The organism is Nocardia sp. NPDC003963 (genome assembly GCF_053605105.1).
The window spans coordinates 142771-161973 of sequence record NZ_JBSGIP010000002.1; the positions used below are offsets into that span (position 1 = coordinate 142771).

The 19203-nt window shown below is 67.7% G+C and carries 16 protein-coding genes; 4 read left to right on the forward strand and 12 right to left on the reverse strand.

The genetic code is table 11. The features are described 5' to 3' along the window. Window positions 1–159 precede the first annotated feature (159 nt). Window positions 160–2121 carry a 2-oxoacid:acceptor oxidoreductase subunit alpha gene (locus ACWEWT_RS09280; RefSeq protein ID WP_452557824.1) on the forward strand — a complete coding sequence of 654 codons (1962 nt, stop codon included), beginning with the start codon at window positions 160–162 and terminating at the stop codon, window positions 2119–2121. Further along, window positions 2118–3206 (forward strand): 2-oxoacid:ferredoxin oxidoreductase subunit beta, encoded by a 1089-nt coding sequence (locus ACWEWT_RS09285; RefSeq protein ID WP_452557825.1) that lies wholly within the window; start codon window positions 2118–2120, stop codon window positions 3204–3206. The genes ACWEWT_RS09280 and ACWEWT_RS09285 overlap by 4 nt, the downstream gene beginning before the upstream one ends. Window positions 3207–3320: 114 nt before the next feature. Here the strand turns inward: ACWEWT_RS09285 and ACWEWT_RS09290 are convergent, their stop codons facing one another. Then, window positions 3321–3965 (reverse strand): hypothetical protein, encoded by a 645-nt coding sequence (locus ACWEWT_RS09290; RefSeq protein ID WP_452557826.1) that lies wholly within the window; start codon window positions 3963–3965, stop codon window positions 3321–3323. A 323-nt stretch (window positions 3966–4288) separates the two neighbouring features. Beyond that, the gene (gene hisS, locus ACWEWT_RS09295; RefSeq protein ID WP_452557827.1) at window positions 4289–5548 is read right to left on the reverse strand and encodes a histidine--tRNA ligase; all 1260 of its coding nucleotides are present in this window, start codon (window positions 5546–5548) and stop codon (window positions 4289–4291) included. Window positions 5549–5740: 192 nt separating this feature from the next. Between hisS and ACWEWT_RS09300 the strand changes: the two genes are divergently transcribed. Both ACWEWT_RS09300 and ACWEWT_RS09305 read left to right on the forward strand, forming a co-directional pair. After that, window positions 5741–6634, forward strand: a complete 894-nt coding sequence (locus tag ACWEWT_RS09300) for a peptidylprolyl isomerase (protein WP_452557828.1) — start codon at window positions 5741–5743, stop codon at window positions 6632–6634. A 322-nt stretch (window positions 6635–6956) separates the two neighbouring features. Beyond that, window positions 6957–7550, forward strand: a complete 594-nt coding sequence (locus ACWEWT_RS09305; RefSeq protein ID WP_452557829.1) for a hypothetical protein — start codon at window positions 6957–6959, stop codon at window positions 7548–7550. A 70-nt stretch (window positions 7551–7620) separates the two neighbouring features. Here the strand turns inward: ACWEWT_RS09305 and ACWEWT_RS09310 are convergent, their stop codons facing one another. The 10 genes from ACWEWT_RS09310 to ACWEWT_RS09355 all read right to left on the reverse strand — a co-directional run bounded on the left by ACWEWT_RS09310 (window position 7621) and on the right by ACWEWT_RS09355 (window position 19203). Further along, window positions 7621–8046: a DUF4913 domain-containing protein gene (locus ACWEWT_RS09310; RefSeq protein ID WP_452557830.1), complete on the reverse strand. Its 426-nt coding sequence runs from the start codon at window positions 8044–8046 to the stop codon at window positions 7621–7623. Further along, the gene (locus ACWEWT_RS09315; protein ID WP_452557831.1) at window positions 8043–10016 is read right to left on the reverse strand and encodes a type IV secretory system conjugative DNA transfer family protein; all 1974 of its coding nucleotides are present in this window, start codon (window positions 10014–10016) and stop codon (window positions 8043–8045) included. The genes ACWEWT_RS09310 and ACWEWT_RS09315 overlap by 4 nt, the downstream gene beginning before the upstream one ends. Window positions 10017–10044: 28 nt before the next feature. Further along, window positions 10045–10557: a hypothetical protein gene (locus ACWEWT_RS09320; RefSeq protein WP_452557832.1), complete on the reverse strand. Its 513-nt coding sequence runs from the start codon at window positions 10555–10557 to the stop codon at window positions 10045–10047. Between the two features lie 89 nt (window positions 10558–10646). Continuing rightward, window positions 10647–12272 carry a peptidoglycan DD-metalloendopeptidase family protein gene (locus tag ACWEWT_RS09325; protein WP_452558086.1) on the reverse strand — a complete coding sequence of 542 codons (1626 nt, stop codon included), beginning with the start codon at window positions 12270–12272 and terminating at the stop codon, window positions 10647–10649. Between the two features lie 67 nt (window positions 12273–12339). Further along, the gene (locus tag ACWEWT_RS09330; RefSeq protein WP_452557833.1) at window positions 12340–12648 is read right to left on the reverse strand and encodes a transposase; all 309 of its coding nucleotides are present in this window, start codon (window positions 12646–12648) and stop codon (window positions 12340–12342) included. Next, the gene (locus tag ACWEWT_RS09335; RefSeq protein WP_452557834.1) at window positions 12645–14684 is read right to left on the reverse strand and encodes a hypothetical protein; all 2040 of its coding nucleotides are present in this window, start codon (window positions 14682–14684) and stop codon (window positions 12645–12647) included. The genes ACWEWT_RS09330 and ACWEWT_RS09335 overlap by 4 nt, the downstream gene beginning before the upstream one ends. A gap of 7 nt (window positions 14685–14691) precedes the next feature. Beyond that, window positions 14692–16182 carry an SCO6880 family protein gene (locus tag ACWEWT_RS09340; RefSeq protein WP_452557835.1) on the reverse strand — a complete coding sequence of 497 codons (1491 nt, stop codon included), beginning with the start codon at window positions 16180–16182 and terminating at the stop codon, window positions 14692–14694. Continuing rightward, a complete protein-coding gene (locus ACWEWT_RS09345; protein ID WP_452557836.1) occupies window positions 16179–17741 on the reverse strand; it encodes a hypothetical protein in 1563 nt (520 codons plus the stop codon). Before ACWEWT_RS09345 ends, ACWEWT_RS09340 begins: the two co-directional genes overlap by 4 nt. Window positions 17742–17746: 5 nt before the next feature. Beyond that, window positions 17747–18556: a hypothetical protein gene (locus tag ACWEWT_RS09350; protein ID WP_452557837.1), complete on the reverse strand. Its 810-nt coding sequence runs from the start codon at window positions 18554–18556 to the stop codon at window positions 17747–17749. Then, window positions 18553–19203, reverse strand: a complete 651-nt coding sequence (locus ACWEWT_RS09355) for a hypothetical protein (protein WP_452557838.1) — start codon at window positions 19201–19203, stop codon at window positions 18553–18555. Before ACWEWT_RS09355 ends, ACWEWT_RS09350 begins: the two co-directional genes overlap by 4 nt.

Here is a 19203-nt window from a genome sequence, read left to right on the forward strand (position 1 = left end):
GGTACGCCTATTCTGGTAGGTACCACACACACAATGCGCACGAGCATCTCGTTGTGCTCCCGCCGCCGACTCGGCCCCGCGCTTTTCCGGCGCGGCGACCCCGCACCGGGGTAGGTTGACGGCTGGCAGCTCATTTCGACGAGGAAGTGAAGCACGCGTATGGTTTCGCACCACGACAGCATCGGCCGCCCCGATACCGCATCCACCGGAAACGACTCCGGCACAGCAGTATTGGACCGCGTCGTCATCCGTTTCGCGGGCGATTCCGGCGACGGTATGCAACTCACCGGCGACCGGTTCACCCACGAGGCGGCGGCCTTCGGCAACGATCTCGCCACTCAGCCCAATTTCCCGGCCGAGATCCGGGCGCCGCAGGGGACGCTGCCCGGTGTGTCGTCGTTCCAGATCCAGATCGCCGACCACGATATCCTCACCGCCGGTGATCAGCCGGATGTGCTGGTCGCGATGAACCCGGCCGCGCTGAAGGCCGATCTTGGCGAGTTGCCGCGTGGTGGCACCGTCATCGTCAATACCGACGAGTTCACCAAACGCAACCTCACCAAAGTCGGTTACGCGGCCGATCCGCTGGCCGACGGCAGCCTCGATGAATTCGTCGTCCATCAGGTGCCGATGACCTCGCTCACGCTGGCCGCGACCGAATCCACCGGAGTCGGCAAAAAAGACGGACAGCGCGCCAAGAACATGTTCGCGCTGGGGCTGCTGTCCTGGATGTACGGGCGACCCATCGGCGGGACCGAGAAGTTCCTGCGGGAGAAATTCGCCGCGAAACCGGATATCGCCGAGGCCAATATCCTGGCTTTCCGGGCCGGCTGGAACTACGGCGAGACCACCGAGGCCTTCGCGACCACCTACAGCATCGCCCCGGCCGCGCTCCCGGCCGGCACCTACCGGCAGATCACCGGTAACACCGCATTGGCATACGGCCTGATCACAGCCGGTTCTCTGGCGGGTCTGCCGCTGTTCCTGGGCACCTATCCGATCACCCCGGCCTCCGATATCCTGCACGAACTGAGCAAGTACAAGAACTTCGGTGTCACCACGTTCCAGGCGGAGGACGAGATCGCCGGGATCGGCGCGGCGCTGGGGGCGTCCTTCGGTGGCGCGCTGGGGGTGACCAGTACCTCGGGTCCCGGCCTGGCGCTGAAGAGCGAAACCATCGGGCTGGCCGTGATGACGGAACTGCCGCTGGTGATCGTCGACGTACAGCGCGGCGGCCCGTCCACCGGATTGCCCACCAAAACCGAGCAGGCCGATCTGCTGCAGGCGCTCTTCGGCCGAAACGGCGAATCCCCGGTAGCTGTCCTGGCGCCGCGCTCCCCCGCCGATTGCTTCGCCACCGCGGTGGAGGCCGCGCGGATAGCGCTGACCTACCGGACGCCGGTACTGCTGCTCTCCGATGGTTCGATCGCCAACGGGTCCGAACCGTGGGCCATTCCTTCGGTAGCGGAGCTCGCCCCGATCGACCCGGGGTTCGAAACCGGCGACGAGGACGACTTCCGGCCCTATGCCCGTGATCCGGAAACGCTGGCGCGTCCACTCGCGGTACCGGGCACGGCGGGCCGGGCGCACCGCATCGGCGGTCTGGAGAAGGCCGATGGTAGTGGCGATATCTCCTACGACCCGGCCAACCACGATCTGATGGTGCGGTTGCGGCAGGCCAAGATCGACGGGATCGAGGTACCCGCCGCCGAGGTGGACGACCCCGACGACGCGGCCGAGGTGCTGCTGGTCGGCTGGGGTAGTTCTTACGGGCCGATCGGCGAGGCGTGCCGCCGGGTACGGCGCCGCGGCGTATCGGTGGCCCAGCTGCATCTACGGCACCTGAACCCGCTACCGCCCGATCTGGGCGAGGTCCTGCGGCGTTATCCCACGGTGGTGGCACCGGAGATGAACGGCGGCCAGCTGGCGATGCTGTTGCGCGCGAAATACCTGGTGGACGTCCAGCCATGGACCAAGGTCGCCGGTACGGCGTTCTCCGCCCAGGAACTCGTCGGTGTCATCGACGCGGCGCTGGACGGCACCCTGGCCGGTCTCGAACAGGACAAGGCGCGCGCCGCGCGGGCCCGGGCCACATATCGCACGAACGGGGGCGCAGTATGACCATCGTCGAAACATCGCTGACCGGAACCGAACTCGGGCTCACACCCGTATCCGGCCTCTCCGGGGTACCGACCGCGGACGGCCCGCAGAAGGCCAAGGACTACACCTCCGACCAGGAGGTGCGCTGGTGCCCGGGCTGCGGTGACTACGTCATCCTCGCGACTGTGCGTGGTTTCCTGGCCGATCTCGGCCTGCGCCGGGAGAATCTGATGTTCGTCTCCGGGATCGGCTGTTCGAGCCGGTTCCCGTACTACCTCGACGCCTACGGTATCCATTCCATCCACGGCCGCGCCCCGGCGATCGCCACCGGCCTCGCGGTGACCAGGCCGGATCTGTCGGTCTGGGTGGTCACCGGAGACGGCGACGCGCTCTCCATCGGCGGCAACCATCTGATCCACGCGCTGCGCCGCAACGTCAATATGACGATCCTGCTGTTCAACAATCGGATCTACGGCCTGACCAAGGGGCAATACTCCCCCACCTCCGAACCGGGCAAGGTCACCAAATCGACCCCGATGGGTTCGGTCGACCACCCGTTCAACACTCTGTCGGTAGCTCTCGGCGCCGAGGCGACCTTCGCCGCCCGAGCGCTGGACTCCGACCGCACCGGCCTGAACGAGGTGTTGCGCGCGGCCGCCGAGCACCGGGGCACCTCGTTCGTGGAGATCCTGCAGGACTGCCCCATCTTCAACGACGGGTCCTTCGATGTGCTGCGCCGCGGCGACAGCGAATCGCGATTGATCCGCCTACGCCACGACGCCCCGCTGCGGTTCGGCGCCGAGAACGAATACGCGGTGGTGCGAAGAGGATTCGGGCTGACGGTGGTACCCGCGGCGAATATCCACGACGACGAGGTCATCGTCCACGACGCGCATACCGACGACCCCGCGTACGCCTACGCGCTCTCCCGGCTCTCCGATCAAGACCTCGACCATGTGGTGACCGGCGTTTTCCGGTCGGTGGACCGGCCCACCTACGACGACGGTGTGCGCGCGCAGACCGCGGCGGCCCGGGAGCGGTTCCCGATGGGCCCCGATTCGCTGCAGAACCTGCTCACCGGTTCCGAGACCTGGACGGTGGGCTGACACACTGCACGATCCGACAACGACCGTCCCGAGGCTTCCGGTCGGCTGTATCCCACGGCCGGAGGGCCCCGGCGGCGGCCACCGCCGAGATCCCGGAGCACTCGGCGGCCGCGGTCAGTACAGCGTCGTGATCTCTTGATCGGTGAGCACGATCGGCGCCACATAGTCCTTGGCCCGGGTCAGTGTGACCGCCCGGTACAGCGGCCGTTCCGGAAGCGGCGCGTCGCGCGCCTCCGCGCGTAGTTGATGGACGAGCAGATCGGCCACCGCGAGTGCCGCGGGGAGTTCACTGCGCGCCAGCGCGTCGGCGAGCCGACGCAGCCCCAGCAGATGCAGTTCCCGGCCGCTCCCGGCGTCGGTGTACATGGCCAGTGGCACGATCTGGCGATCGGGGCCGGCGGTGAGCCGCAGGACCAGGCGGCTCAGCCGGCCGGGGTATACGAGCAGTTCGGCCCCGCTGACCGCCGGAACCTCCAGCGACCGGGTATGCAGCAGGGTACGGGCGGCGATTGTCGTACCGCGGAGCCACAGCCGGCGCCGCCGGACCGACGCGACGTATCCCACGGCCGGTACCGCCACCACCGCTACCGCCACCAGACCCGCGACCGGACCGAACAGAAGACCGGCGAGCGCGCCGATACCGAGCGCCAGGCCGACCGTGACCAGCGCCAGCCGCCGCAGCACCGGGGCATAGACCTCGGGGGCGACGAGGTCCAGCCCGATCGGCTGGTCGGCATCGGGCGGGGGTTCATCGGTCACGGCAGGCGCATTTCGATCCGGGAACAGGGTCGCACCGGACAGTACTAGGCCGCGCCGGACAGGGCGCGTTTCACAATGGAGCAGCGACACCCCCGGGAGCGTCGGACCATCCGGCCGCCGGTCGGCCGGCGAACTGTGTGCACGGTTCGTTCGGTGCGGGAGTACCGAAGCGTTCGGTGGCGTTCGGCGTTCGTCGAACGCCACCGGCCGCTACCGATGTGGCTCCGGTAGCGGATGGCCGCAAGGTACCGGGCGGACGCCGGAAGGGTTCTCCGCGACGCTCCGCTCACCCGTGCCCGCCTGTTCGGCGGCAGGAACGAGCACTATGCGGTCAGGGTGGCGACGATATCGTCGAGCGGGATCTGGCGCTGGTCACCGGTCCGCATATCCTTCAGCCCGATGGTCCCCTCGGCCAGATCACGGTCGCCCAGGATCAGGGTGTACCGCGCGCCCGACCGATCGGCGGCCTTCATACCGCCCTTCACCCCGCGATCGCCGTAGACCAGGTCCACCCGTACGCCCGCCGCCCGCAGCTCGCCCGCCAGCACCACCATCCGCTGTTTGGCGGACTCACCGAGCGGAACACCGAATACTTCGCAGCGAGCCGGATCGCCGGCCGTGACACCTTCGGCCGCCAGCGCCAGCACGGTGCGATCGACACCCAGACCGAACCCGATACCGGACAGGGCCTGCCCACCGAGTTCGGCCATGAGACCGTCGTAGCGGCCGCCCCCGCCGATACCGGACTGCGCCCCCAATCCGTCGTGCACGAATTCGAAGGTCGTCTTGGTGTAGTAGTCCAGGCCGCGCACCATGCGCGGATTCAGCACATAGGGCACGCCGAGTGCGTCCAGGTACGCGAGAACCTGCTCGAAGTGGGTTTTCGCGGATTCCGACAGGTGGTCGATCATCAGCGGCGCCGCCGCGGTCATCTCCCGTACCTCGGGCCGTTTGTCGTCGAGCACCCGCAGCGGGTTGATCTCGGCCCGGCGCCGGGTCTCCGCGTCGAGGTCCAGTCCGAACAGGAACTCCTGTAGCCGCTCACGGTACTGCGGACGACAGGTCTCGTCACCGAGCGAGGTGATCTCCAGACGGAACCCCGTCAGGCCCAGACTCCGGAAACCCGTATCGGCGACCGCGATGACCTCGGCGTCCAGCGCCGGGTCGTCGACACCGATTGCCTCCACCCCGACCTGCTGCAGCTGCCGGTACCGGCCCTTCTGCGGCCGCTCGTACCGGAAGAACGGACCGGCGTAGCTCAGTTTCACCGGAAGCTGGCCCCGGTCCAGACCGTGTTCGATCACCGCGCGCATCACCCCGGCGGTGCCTTCCGGCCGGAGCGTGACGCTGCGTTCACTGCGATCGGAGAAGGTGAACATCTCCTTGCTCACCACATCGGTGGATTCACCGACACCCCGGGCGAACAGTTCGGTGTCCTCGAAGACCGGCAGCTCGATATGCCCGTACCCGGCGAGTCGGGCGGCGCGGAGCAGGCCGTCGCGTACCGCGACGAACTCGGCCGAACCGGGCGGAACGTAATCCGGGACCCCCTTCGGGGCGGAGAAGCTGCTGGTCTTGGTCACGGTGAACCAGTTTCCCCCACCCGGCCCGGTCGAGTCCAACCGGTTACGCCACGACCCTGCCCCGAGCGGCCGGTCCGCGCGATATCCGGGACCGGCGCGCCGGAGATGGCAGACTCTAGAGCCGGAAGCAACAGACCAGCCGCGACCGGCCGGACCTGCCGGGTCCGGCCGCCGCACGGGAGGAACGTGGTAGTGCCCAGCAACGAACAACGCCGAGCGGCGGCGAAACGCAAGCTGGAACGACAGCTCGCCAACCGGGCCGAACGCACACGCAAACGTAAGCAACTGACCATCGCCGGATCGGCGCTCGGAGTCGTCGTGGTGATCGCCGCGGTGACCGGGGTGTATTTTCTGACCCGCGGCGGCGACAACGCCGATACCGCGGCCCAGAGCAGCGCCTCGCAGACACCGGACGCCTCGCTGTCCAGTACACCGGGCGCGGCCCCGCCGCCGCCCGCGGCCGCCAAACCGGCCAGTGTGAACTGCACCTACCGCGACAGCGCCGAGCCCGCGGCCAAACCGGTGCAGAAACCGCGCACCGAGGGAATCGCGACCGGTGACGGCAACTCCTCGCTGAGTATCAGCGTGGACAGCAATCAGGGGCCGATGGGGCTGACCCTGAACAACGCGCAGTCGCCCTGCACGGTCAACAGCTTCGCCAGCCTCGCGGGCCAGGGATACTTCGACGGCACCGACTGCCACCGGCTCACCCAGGGTGAGGGGCTGAAGGTGCTGCAGTGCGGTGACCCGACGGCCACCGGTAGCGGCGGTCCGGGCTACGAATTCGACAACGAATACCCCACCGATCAGTTCGCGCCGAACGACCCCGCGCTGCAACAGCCGATCAGCTATCAGCGCGGTGTGCTGGCCATGGCCAACGCCGGACCGGGCACCAACGGCAGCCAGTTCTTCATCGTGTACGGCGATTCGATGCTGCCGCCGAACTACACGATCTTCGGCACGGTCGACGAGGGTGGACTGGCGACGCTGGACAAGATCGCCGGTCAGGGCCAGGACGAATCCAACGGGCCCGGCGACGGTAAACCCACGCAGCCGGTCACGCTGAATTCGGTCCGGATCGACTGAGCCGGGACCATCGGCCGTCCGGCGAGTTCCGCTCACCTCGGTTTCCGGCGATATATGCTGGTCGGCGCAACGTTGCGAAGACTGTGCCCCCATTTCTCGGGTAATCTCGAAAAAGGGAGTGCGCGTGACCGAGTCGTGCTCATCGGCCGCAGTTTCGGGCCGAGGCGCCGTTCGCGGGTTCTCCCGGTGTTCGCGTCGCGCCGGGCAGACCTTCGCCGGGCGGTTCGCGGGCCGGGCGGCGGGTTCCGATCCGCCGGTTCGGGCCGCTACGCCGGGGCACCACAACATCCAATAGTGCACACCGCAGTATCGGGGAGCAGCCATGTCCGAGGAACTGGACGACATCGGCCGGGAGACCGCGGCCATGATGAAGACGATGTTGCAGATCGCGACACTGGTCGCACTCAAGGCCCGCGAACGCGGTCAACGTGAGGCCGAGATGCGCGTCAAGATGACCGAGGCCCGGGTGAAAGAGGCCCGGGAGCTGCAGATCCGCGAGGCGCGTGACGCCAAGTCCAAGGATCCGCGCAATCTCGCTCTGTCCCAGACCATCTCGCGGTCGGTCGCGGAAGTCGGGCCACCGGGTGTCGCGGTGGCGCAGCGCGATGCGCCGGGCTATCGCGGGGTGCAGCTGGAGAAGGATCGCTTCTCCATCAGCTCGTTCGCCGAGAAATCGGAGCAGGCGAGCACTGTGGCCGACGCGGTGCGCTACGACTCGGTGGAGAGACGCGCGGCCCTGGCCGCACATCTCGCCAAGATCGGTGTCGCACCGGAACTGGCGGCGGCGCGGATGCTGGTCGAGGTGGGTCAGGCCACGCCGCCGAGCGAGGCGGTACGCACCCGGCCCGATCTGGCACCGTCGGTACAACGCGCCCGGGAACAGGAGCTGGCCCGCGGCCTCGAACGCAGTCGCTGAGCCGGATTCACGGAAAACGCCCGTCCGTCGGACGGGCGTTTTCCGTATCCGCTGCCGGTACGGCAGGTATTCAGTGCTGCAGCTCGCCGGCGGCCGACCGGAGGTCCGCGGACTCCTCGCCGTTGTCCGCGGGATCGCTGAACATGCCCTGTGGCGGAGCCGTCAGCGGGAGCGGGACGAGCATATCCTTGTGCCCGTTGCGCACACTGCAGTATTTGAACGGGCCCTTCGGATCGAGCAGCACGGCCATATGCTGGTCGGCGTGGTCGAGGAACCACACACTCATACCGGTGGCGCCGTCCTGGCGGAGATGCTCCCAGGCCCGCCACATGGCGTCGAGTCGCGCGATCGCTTCCGTATGCTTCCACCATTCGGGGCACCACACGGTATCGCTGAGATCACTGACCTGCCGGCGATAGACCACGCTGAGGTAGTTCTCGACGAACTCCACCACGTTCCTGTAGGTCGGTATCTGCTGTCGGGAAGTATCGGTCACCGCGGTCGAACCTCCTGCCTCTCTCCCGGCCCGTTCTCCGGACCAGGGGGTGTTGCGCCCGGACCGTTATCCGGTTCCGTGCCTGCCGGCTTCTTGTCCAGCGTCATGGGTGCGCCGACCGGCTCCTTGTCGAGCTCGGTGGGTGCGCCTGCCGGACCGTGGTCCGGTTCCGTGGCCGGCTGTTTGATCAGCGCCGGCGACCCGATGAGATCGGTCACCAGCGTTTTGCGTTGTGGATCGTGCTGTTCGATGGATTTCTTCACCGCGGACGAGTACTCACCCTCCCACCAGGGCACCGTGCGCACCAGAACCGGCGGGGCGCCGGAGGAGAACACGATGGCCCGGCCGCGCGGCAGGGTCGCGAGGGCCTGCACGGTGAAGGTCTTCGAGGAACCCAGCGAACGCGAATAGCTCTTACCGCCCTTGGATTCCGATACCGAGGCCGAGATGGCCGAATGCTCTCCGATGGCTTCCGAACGCTCCCGCAGGAAGTTCGTATCGTCGACACCGCTGCCCAGCACTTTGATATTGGCGGCCGACCACAGTGCGTTCATCCCGTCGTCGCCCCAGCACCGGGCGCCCTGCGCCCACGACTGCAGCACCGTCATGACCACGATGCCGCGGGAGCCGAAGTGGCTGTACTGCTTGGGCAGATCCTTCCACCGGACCACATTCGCAGCCTCGTCCAGTACCGCCAGCAGCGGAATCGGCAGCCGCCCGAATGCCGAACGCGACGCCTTGCGCATGGCCACATCGATCACGGCCTCGGTGAGCGCGCTGACCAATGGCGACGCCGAACCGCGGCCCTCCAGTGACAAGCTGTAGAGGGTTCCGTTCTTCTCGATGAACTCCAGTTCGTCGAACTGGACCCGCGGCAGATCCACACCTTCCCGGTGCGGCGTAACCCATTTGTGGACATTGCGCAGTTTCAGGCAGCGCACCATCTTCTTGGCGGTACCGAAGATACCGCTGCGGGTCCGCGGATCGGCGTTGTACTGCGCGGCCAGACCGGAGGCGGAGAAGTCGTGGCCCGCGTCGCGCAGGAACTGGATGGGTTCGATGTTCTGCGGTTCGGTCACCCATTCCCAGATCTGGGTGATCGGTTTGTGCGCGATAGCGGCGGCCAGGAAGAGCCCGGCCAGCAGATCCTCGGCCTCCGGATCGAAGAAGGCGTCGTTCCGCGAATCGGAACCGCTGTCGCTGTCGGCGAAATGACCGGCCAGGCGCGCGGCGCGCATCTCGCACCCGTCGCTGTTCGCATCCACCCAGGCCAGCGGATTCCAATACCAGGTGGGATCTTCGGCGGCCACGCCCTGCGGGTCGAAGACGAAGGTACGACTGCCCTTGGCCTCGCGCACATCGCGGGTCGCGTCCACCACATCGCGTTTGTTCGAGGTGGCCAGGACCGGACCGATCGCGGTGAGGATCGCCGGGATCACCCGTGAGGTCGATTTGCCCTGGCGCGGACCCCAGATATCGAGGTGCAGATCCTCATAGGAGCCGTACAGCATCGTGCCGTCGGCGACGGCGACCCCGATCGGCACTCCCGGCGCGTCGTTGTAGCCGAGCTTCACGCCCATGTTCTGGGCCTTCTCCCGCACGCCGGCTTCGGTCAGCGCGGCGATGGCGCCACCGTTGCCCATCACATCGGCTTTGTCGTCGACGGCGAGCCGGCCCACCAGGCGTTTGGCGGTCGACCGCCGCCGGTACAGGACGAACAGGGCCAGCGCGAGCAGTACGAACAGCAGGATCACCGTGGTGCCGGTGGGCCAGTGCACCTCGCCCTTGACCATTTTCGCCACGATATCGATCGGATTGACCGGCATGTCCTGCTTCTGCAGCGAGAGCATATTGCCCAGATGCAGGGCCACCCAGAGGGTTCCCAGAACGGCGCCGCCGACGTAGATCGCGATGAGGGTCAGATCGGGCCCGACCGCGGCCGGATCCTTCACCGGTTTCTTCTTCGCCATTCCTGCCTCCTGAATGATGCCTGCCGGGTCACCGGTAGCCGTCGAGACGCCAGCCCTGGGGCGTACGTACGACGGTCGCGATAACGGTGGACGGCGCCAGGGGTTCCTCGCGGCCGCCCGGGTAGACGACGGTCTGCTCTATTCCGATCTTGAACTGCGCAACGGCGGGATCCGGGCCGGCCGGAGGGCGGTCCCCGGACGCGAAGGTGAACGCCTCCACCCGCGCACCCGCGGCGGCCCAGTCACCCCACTGCAGCGAGACGGCCGGCGCACCGGTGGTGGCCGTCGACGCGTCCAGTACTCGGACCAGACTCGGACCCAGCCATTTCCGTGCCCGCTCCAGCGAATCACCCGATTTCTCGGTGGCGGGTTCCCACTGATAGATCTCACGCAACGCCGCCACCGCGACCCCGTCGGGGGTCACCGGATCCGGGGCGGGCACGGCCTCGAGCCGCCGGGGGGTCGAAGTGGCCGCTGCACCACTCGATCCCACGTCCTCGCCACTGCCGCCGCATCCACTCAGTACCGTGATGGCCAGCATCAGCATCACCACCAGTCCCGCACCAGCACTCGTCTTCTCGTTCCAGGCTAACCGCCCGGGCCTCGTAAACGGCGCCGATCCGCGCGTGTTCACAGCACCCTCCTCGCCCGGGCGTCACCGGGTACCGCGGTTTCGGCGACTCCACCGGGCGAATCCGCGGTCAGTGCGGGAGCCGCCTGGATCATCTGCCCGTTCCCGGTGTAGATCCCGACCCGCCCCGGACCGCGTGGGCCGAACTCGCTGAACACCAGATCTCCCGGCCGGACGTTGGCCACCGGTACCTCGGTCCCGGCCTCCCACTGCTGCTCGGCGGTACGCGGCAGGGATACCTCGCCGGCGGAAGCGGCGAACACCGCGGCCGAGGTCAGGCCCGGGCCGTCGAGCCCGCCCCCGCTGGGACCCTGCGGACCGCCACCGCCCCACACATACGGTGTGCCCAGCCATTCGTGCGCGGCCTGGACCACCTGGTCACCCGCCGACCCCTCGGTATCGGGTGTGAAACGGCCCGCGGCTCCGGGAGCGCGGTATTCCGCTTCCATGGCCAGGATGTTCGTGACATAGGGCTGGGTTTCGGAGTAGTGCGCGGCCACCTGGTTCGGCATCCCGCCGGAGGCCAGTACCGCTCCCTCGCCGGCGTTGTAGGCCGCCAGCGTCAGTGCCACCACATCGCCCTGAACCTGCCCCTCACCGATCCAGCCGTTGATCTTGTGCGCGATCGCGCACATGTACCGGCCCTGTCCCACGATGGCATCACCGTCGTCCCATACGCTGGCCACACCGTTGCCGTCGGCGTCGATGACATAGGGCTGACCGTCGTCCGGATTGATACTCGCGGCGGTACCGGGCAGGAACTGCGCCAGCCCCTGTGCGCCGGCCGGCGAGGTGAGTCCCCGCCGGAAACCGGACTCCTGGCGCCCCTGCGCGGCCAGCAACGACGGTGTGACCTCGGGGCACAGCGACCCGGCGCGGCGGTACCAGATCTCCAGTTCCGGCGGCACTTTCCCGTCGGCCAGGGAACCGCCCTGGGTACCGAAACCGCGCACGCATTCCGGATCGGTCGAATAGGCGCGGGCGCCACCCAGATCGGGGGTGGGCGCGCCGTCGAGCCAGGGCATCGGATCGATCTGCCGGCCACCGGTGAAACGGCCACCCGGCACGATCTCGAAATGCAGGTGCGGACCACTGGATTCACCGGCCGACCCGACCGCGCCGATATGCTGTCCACCCCGGACGACTTGACCGACCCGGACCAGTACACCGCTGTCCCACATATGTCCGTACACCGCGGAATACGCGCGCCCGTTGCCCGGATCGACCGAATCGATGACGATCCAGTTGCCGAAACCCGAGGCAGGACCCGCGGCCACCACGATCCCGTCGGCCACCGAGAAGATCGGCGTACCGTCGGGGGCCGCCAGGTCGACACCTTTGTGCCCGCCCCCACGGGAACCGAAGACATCGGATACCGAATATGTCCCGGCGGCCATCGGCCAGGTACGGCCCAGCGGTCCCGCCCCGGCGGCCAGCGACGGTGTAGCGGTCAGCGTGGGGTTGGTGGCCGAACCGTCCGGCGTTCCGCTTTCGCCCGCGGCGCGTGGATCACCGGGCGGGTAACCGCCCAGCGGCGGCAGGGTGGTCTGGTTCGGGTCGAGTACCGAACCGCCCTCACAGGGATCGTCCACCGCCGGCATCACGATGACGAGGATGACCGTCATCAGGCCGAGTACCAGGCCGAGGCAGGTCCACAGCACGGTTTTCGCGTTCACCGGGCTCCCGCGGGGTTCACGTGTCGCGCCGGGTGTCGTTCAGAGTGTCGGCCAGAGCGCGGTTCACCTCGGCTGCGGCGGCCAGTTGCTGCTGCAGCAGGGTGACCTTGCGACGCAGCGCGGCTGCGTCCATTCGTTCCAGGCTCGGTCCTTCGGCGGCCCGCACCCAGTTGCGCACCGAATTGGTGTGCACGCCGATCTGTTCGGCGACCAACCGGCACGCTTCCGACTCACTGCGCAACTTGCCGGTCAGAGCTTGGACCTGTTCCACCGCCGCGGCCCGGACCTCCGGCGAGACCCGGCGATAGGACCGATGCGGCATCATGAATCGCTCCCGCCTACCGGTCGTGAACTGTCCGGGGCGGCGGCCCGCTCGGCGGCGTAGCGGCCCGGGTAGGAGGTGAATTCCTCGAAGCGCTGGTTGGTGTCGTGGATCCCGCTGAGCTTCTCGGCGGGAGTGAACTCCATATGGAAGGGAATGCCCGGCCGGCGGTCCTCACCGATCTTCAACAGGAATTTGCCGGTACCCGGCGGGGAAGGTCTGACCTGGCCGGGTCTGAGCGCCTCCCCGGTCAGAGCCTGCGGTGCCGACCAACTGGTCACCATATCTTCTTCGGCCGCGGTGAACGGGACTGTACTGTCCAGCCGTTTGATCTCCTCGGCAGGCAGGGCGCCGAAGATCTTGGCCCGCGCCCGCTCCAGGAAACCGAGAGCCTTGGCGATGGCAGCTTCCGAACCCAGCGACTGCAGATCCTTGATCGTATGGCTGATCATGATCAGCGCGGTCGCGATACCGCGCTGCAGACGGGTCAGTTCGTCGACCCGGTCGACCATGAAATCCCCCAGGCCCAGCACTTGCCACAGCTCGTCCATCACGACCTGGAAGTAACGCTGCGGCGCCATCCCCGCGTCGGTGAGGGTATGCGCTGCCTCGACTGCGGCGAAGCCGTCTGCCCAGCAGGCCAGCATGACGGCGGCCTTGAGTTTCTTGTCCCCGTTGGGGATATGCGAAACATCGATGCACACCGCCACCGAATCGGTGTCGATCGGCACTGATGTCTGCCCGTTGAACACCGCGCCGAACGGGCCCTGGGTAAGGGCGCGCAGCGAACGCCGCAACCCGCGGATCGCCTCATGGTATTCGGTGGGGCTGTCGGCGCCGGCGTCGAGCATCATCTCCTCGCCGCCGGCGACGATGACTTCCAGCAGATTCTCCATGATCGGCGGCTGATCCGGGGTGTAACCGCTGCCCGGCCGGTAGAGGATGCGCAACGCCGTGGCGATGAGTGTCTCCTCGTAATCGCGAACCCTGGCCCCGCGCACCAGTTCCACCAGACCGGCGATCAGCGTGACCTGGCGGGCCCGCAGATCCTGCAGCACCTGGCGCTGCAACTCCGGGTGTTCCTCCAGACGCGGCACGATATCGCCGAGTACCCCACCGGCGAGCGGATTCAGTTTGCCGTGTCCGTAGCCCAGGTCGATGACCTGGCCACCGACGAGTTCCACCAGGCGGCGGTAATCGGGTTTCACGTCGGCGAGTACCAGCGGGGTGATGTTCTGTGCCACCCCGCCGAGCACGATCCGGCGCACCAGCGACGATTTACCGAAACCGTTGAGCCCAAGCACGAAAAGGCTGGGCGCGGTGATGAAACTACCGCGCATGAACCAGTTCATCGGATCGAAGCACACCGGCGAGCCGGTGTGCAGATGAGAGCCGAGCGGGGTACCGATCAACGGTGCGCCGGCGCCGACCGACCACGGCCACAGGCCCGCGACCTGCGCGGTGGTGGCACGATACTCGACCGGCCGGCCAACTACGTTCATCCGGCCGCCGCCGGCCCCGGCGAATCCGCGTTCGGTCAGCTGGGCGGTCTGCCGGTCGAATCCGTCCTGGTACTCCTGCTCGGCGCGGGCGGCGTAATTACGGCGGCGGATATCGTCGGTGCGGACCCGGAAGGTGGCCCAGGCCGCACGGATACCGGTGCCTTCCCGGCTGACTTCTTCCAACCGGGATCGGGTGGCGGGGTCCAGGAGCTGCGGGCCCGATTGCCGGCGCTTCTCGGCCCGCACTTTCGCCCGGCGGGCCGCCTTGTCGAATTCCGGCGTGCCCATTGCCCGGTCGGCGGCCGTATCGACCCGGTTGCGGCGTGTACGCTCCCGGCCGCCTGGTTCCCCGGACCGCGCGGTACGGGTCCGGCGACCGGCACGCGAACGTTCCGAATCGCCCCGTTCGGGGCCACCGGACATATGTTGCCCGTCCCGGACGCGTCGATCGTCGTCCCGGCCCGGATGCGCTCGATCGCCGGTGGCGACCCGGGTTCTGTTGCGCTCCCGTACGGGTGGCTCGTGCTCGCGTGCCATCAGTAGTTCACCCCGCCAATGCCTTGGGAATGGTCGCGTGCTCGGGCAGGATCACCCCGCAGCCGAGCGACGCCGCGAAGGCCGCCGCCTGGTAGCGGTAGCAGCGGCGGATCTTGAGCCGGGCCTGCGTGGACAGGTCCCGGGTGATCGCCTCGATCCGCGGCAGATCACCACGGTGCGGTTCGGTGATGGTGACCAGCGCGCCGAAACGGGTCACACCGTGACCGCGCGCTTGTTCCTCCCGCGCCTGCTGGGTCGCGCCGACCCGCAGAGTGGCCGACGCCGATACGACACCTCGTTCGCTCTGCTGGGCGACCAGGGCGTTCTTGAAATCGTCGTCGACGATCTCGGCCGCGTCGGCTGCCGAATGCGGCCGGTACACAATGGCGATCCGCTTACGCGGGACCTCCGGATTCGGCGCCAGCAGCCGCTGCAGCACTCGCTCGTCCACCGCGCCCTCCGGGGCGGTGTCCATTTCCCAGGTGACCGATCGGCCGCCGTCGTGCACGAGGTGGTCCCATTTCTCGTCGTGCGATACCGGACCGGCGTCGGCCCAGTCCAGGCCGTGCCCTTCCGGTTCGCCGGCCGCCACCTCGAGATCGGCCTGCGAGGCCGGGTCGTAGCTGCGCCGGATGAACGAGATCACCTCGTCGGCCGACATCGGCTGAGCGCGGACCCCCGCTTCGGCGAGCGCCGCGCAGATCCCCGGGAGCCGGCGACCGATTTCGACTGCTTCCTCGGCCGGGTTCTTTCGGCGTTCGGCCGTGGTGGCCTTGAACGTGATCGCGACCCGGGGCAGCAATTGCACCCGTTCCTGCGGCAATTCGGTGGCCAGTTCGTACATCACCTGCTGGGCCAGATCCGGCGCTTCCGGGCGGGTGATCGTGGAAACCTCGGTGAGCAGCCTGTTTCCGGTCTCCGGGACGGTATCGATCACCGGGACGACGGCGACGATATCGCTGGTCTGGCCGACCGAGGCCAAGAAGGTGCCCCACGCCGACACCCAGCGGTCGATCACCGGTTGATCCACCGCCTCGTGGCCCTGGGGCCACGCCCGCAGCACCACGGTGTACTGCGCGAACTGCGGAAGGTGGATCATGCCGAAGCTATAACCGCCGGCATCGATCCCCTCGTAGAGTTTGGAGGGAGCGAGCAATCCCGGCAGCCGGGTGAAACCACCCGGCACCCGGGAGAACCGGCCACCGCGGTACACGTGCTCACCGCGGCTACGCGAACGCATCCAGTGGAACATCATCAATCCCGTCTCGTAGCCCGATCGCCCACCACGTCGCATGACCAGGGGCGCCATGATCACCACACCGACCCCGCCCACGATGGCGCCCCACTGGAAACCGCCGATCATGGCGGTGAGCAGCGCGGTGATGACCACGGCGAATCCGAGTACGGTCTCTTCCCACCGCAGCCCGAAAAGACCGGCGCTACGGGGCTTCTGCCATAGGCCGTAGGAGCGGCGTTCGTAGGTTTCGGTGCTGGTCATCGTGGGATGGTGCTCCTACCGAGGTCGGGGGAACGGTTGGTCCAGCCGTCACCCGCGACATCGCCCATGGCCTGGTCCGCGCGGGTCATCCCGGAAGTCGCGGCGCGGGTTGCGCCCATTCTGTTGACCGCACGGGACGCACCGGACGGTACACCGCCCGTGGACCCGCTCGATCGAGGTCCCTGTCCGCCGGACGGCGCGCCGCCACCGCCACCGCCTCGCGGTGGGGGCATCGGCCGTGGTGCGCCCCCACCGCGACTGCCACCGGGCGGCGGCGGACCGGCCGCACCACCGACATAACCGGCGCGACCGGGCGCGGCCGCGCCCTTCGCTCCGACGGCCTTGGTACCCATGGCACCCAGACCGGCTGCCGCGATGAGGGTTCCACCGGTCGCGGTGAGACCGGAGCCGCCGCTGCCGACGATGGCGACAGCCGGCGTCACCAGTCGCATCAGGGCCGGCAGGACGAACGCGACACTGCACAGCAGCACGATCGCGACCAGCATGCGCTGAGCTTCCTCGGCCTCGGGCAGTCCACCCGCGGGGGTCATCTCGTCCACGTGCCCGGCGGTGGTGAACGCGATCATGTACACGATCGCCGCCACCGGCTTCCACAGCATGAAGGCGATGATCCAGCCGACCAGCTTCTGGTACGACTGCTTTCCGGTACTCATCCCGGAGGCCGCGGCCGCCAGCGGCAGCACGCCGGCGGCGATCACCAGCAAGCCCTGCCGAACGATCGCCAGCACGATCTGAGCCAGGGCGCCGAGCAGTCCGACAATGGCGATTATCAGCACCAGACCGGGCGAGAAGGCCTGCAGCTTACTGGTTTTCACCATGAGTTCGGCCATGTTGCGGGCATTGCCGTCGGTCGAGTCCTGGATGATCCACTCGGCGAATCGGTCCGAGGCCACGGTTCCGGCCACGATGACCGCGCCCAGCATCCAGGAACTGAACACCACCCGGGTGAACATGCGGAACGATTCCGCCGCCTCCTGCATGGCCCCACCGCGTCTGGCCTCGGCCAATCTGAGGCCGGTGATGATGATAGAGGCCATCAGCAGCAGTATCTGTATCTGATACGTGTAGTCGTTGATCTTGGTGAACAGCGAACCGGAATCGCTGGCCACCTCGTTGGGCACCTTCATCCAGAACGTGAGCGCCAGGATGATGGCCTCGCCCAGGCCGTTCATCAGCGAATCGACCACTTTGCCGAAGGTCGAATCCCACGCCTTGTCCTTGACCGCGGTGGCCGCCTCACCCGGATGCGTGGCGGCGTTGCCCGCCTTGCAGACCGCCGAGGCGGCGTCACCGAGCGAGATCCCGGGAATACCGAGCTCGTCCAGGGCGTCGTGTATCTCGTTACAGGTCTCGTCGAACCCGTAGGACTGGCCGTAGGCCACGACCGGTGTCGCCATCGATACGGTGAAGATCACCGCGAGGATGGTGACGAGCCGTCTGGCCAGCGATACCCGGTGCGATACCGCGGGGTTTCGCTCCCCGCGCTCGGACGGGCCGTCTTCGCGCACTACCTGAGCTTCCACATTTCGTCCCAACATCGGAATCACCATCGAGTCCACCCCTCGAGCGATTCGACATACTCGGTCTGTGTGTTCGGCGAAGTGGTCGGCTTGAGCCGCCAATCCCCCGCGTCCCACACCATGATCAGCCGCAATGTCACCCACACCGGCTTCGCGTCGAGCGCCGGAGCACGCAACGCCAACCGCACGATCGCCATATCGTCCGCGTAATCGTCGATCTTGAACGCATCGGATGCGACCAGGTACCGGGTCACCGATTCGGGCTGCTGTTCGGGCAGCCGATCCGCTTCCAGAGCCTGGTCGTAGGCCGCGATCTGCTGTGCCGAAACCCGTACCTGCCGGACATAGAGATCACGGTCCGCCGGCCGGGCGTTGAGCCGATAGGTGATCTGCGCCGCGGCCAGCGCGGCCCCCTGCGGGGTATGCGAATACCCCACGGCCAGACCGTCTTCGATCCGCAACGGGCCGTCGGAGCTGGAGAACGGCACCGACGCGCCGTACACGCGCTGCCAGCCACGCGGGTCGGTGGTGCCCTTCGGAGCGGCGGTCAGCCAGTCCGGGTCCGTCTGCTTACGCTGCGGGGACGGATCCTGGGGAAGGACCTGTCCGGCCGGGTTGTTGGGGATATCGATGCGCCGGTTGAACACATCCACCTCCGGATCGGCAAAACCCTCGCCCACCGCCGCTGCCGGCGCCGGACCCGATTGGGGCCGCTCATCGTCCCGACCCGTCCACATGACGACGCCGACCACCACGATCAGCGCGAGAACGGCCGCGGACGCCACGACGCCGAAGGAGACGCGGTCACGCTGGTAGGTCTCCTTCCCGCTCACTTCGGCGCCTCCAATTTCACAGTGTCACTCGGTAATTCGGTTACGGAATCGATCGGTCGCGTGGTCGATTGTGGATCCGGCAGCCGTAACCTCCAATCCTGCGCGAACCACTCCACGGTCGTGTGGTTCACCGCTTTCGAGCTGTCCGAGTACTCGGTGTACACATCCACCGTCGCGCGCTGATCGCTGTAATCGGTGATCCGGTACCCCAGCAGCCGGGGCGCGTAGACCGGATCCGCGGGCCCGGTGATGGACAACTGCACCCGGTTCACCGCCCATTCGTCCTTCGCCGGGCCCGGAACCACTTCCCGGGCCGCGATACTCGACCACTGTCCGTCATCGGCGATCGACAGGCGCACGGCGTGCACCACCGCGGCCACCCCGGCGCCGGCCGGAGTCTGCTCGAAACCCGTTGCGGCACCGCCGGTTTCCGCTGTCGGACCCTGATCGGTATGAGGTAACGATACGCCCTGGAACGGCACCCAGCGCACATTCGTCGGCGGCGCGGACAGATCGGGCGGTGCCGCGGCCTCCCCACCGCCGCAGCCCGCGGCGCCGGTCAGTAATGCCACGGACAGCAGTCGGGCAGCCCAGCGGGCAGACGGCCGGCCGGTCCGGCGGACAGCCGGAATCACGGTCGAATTCAT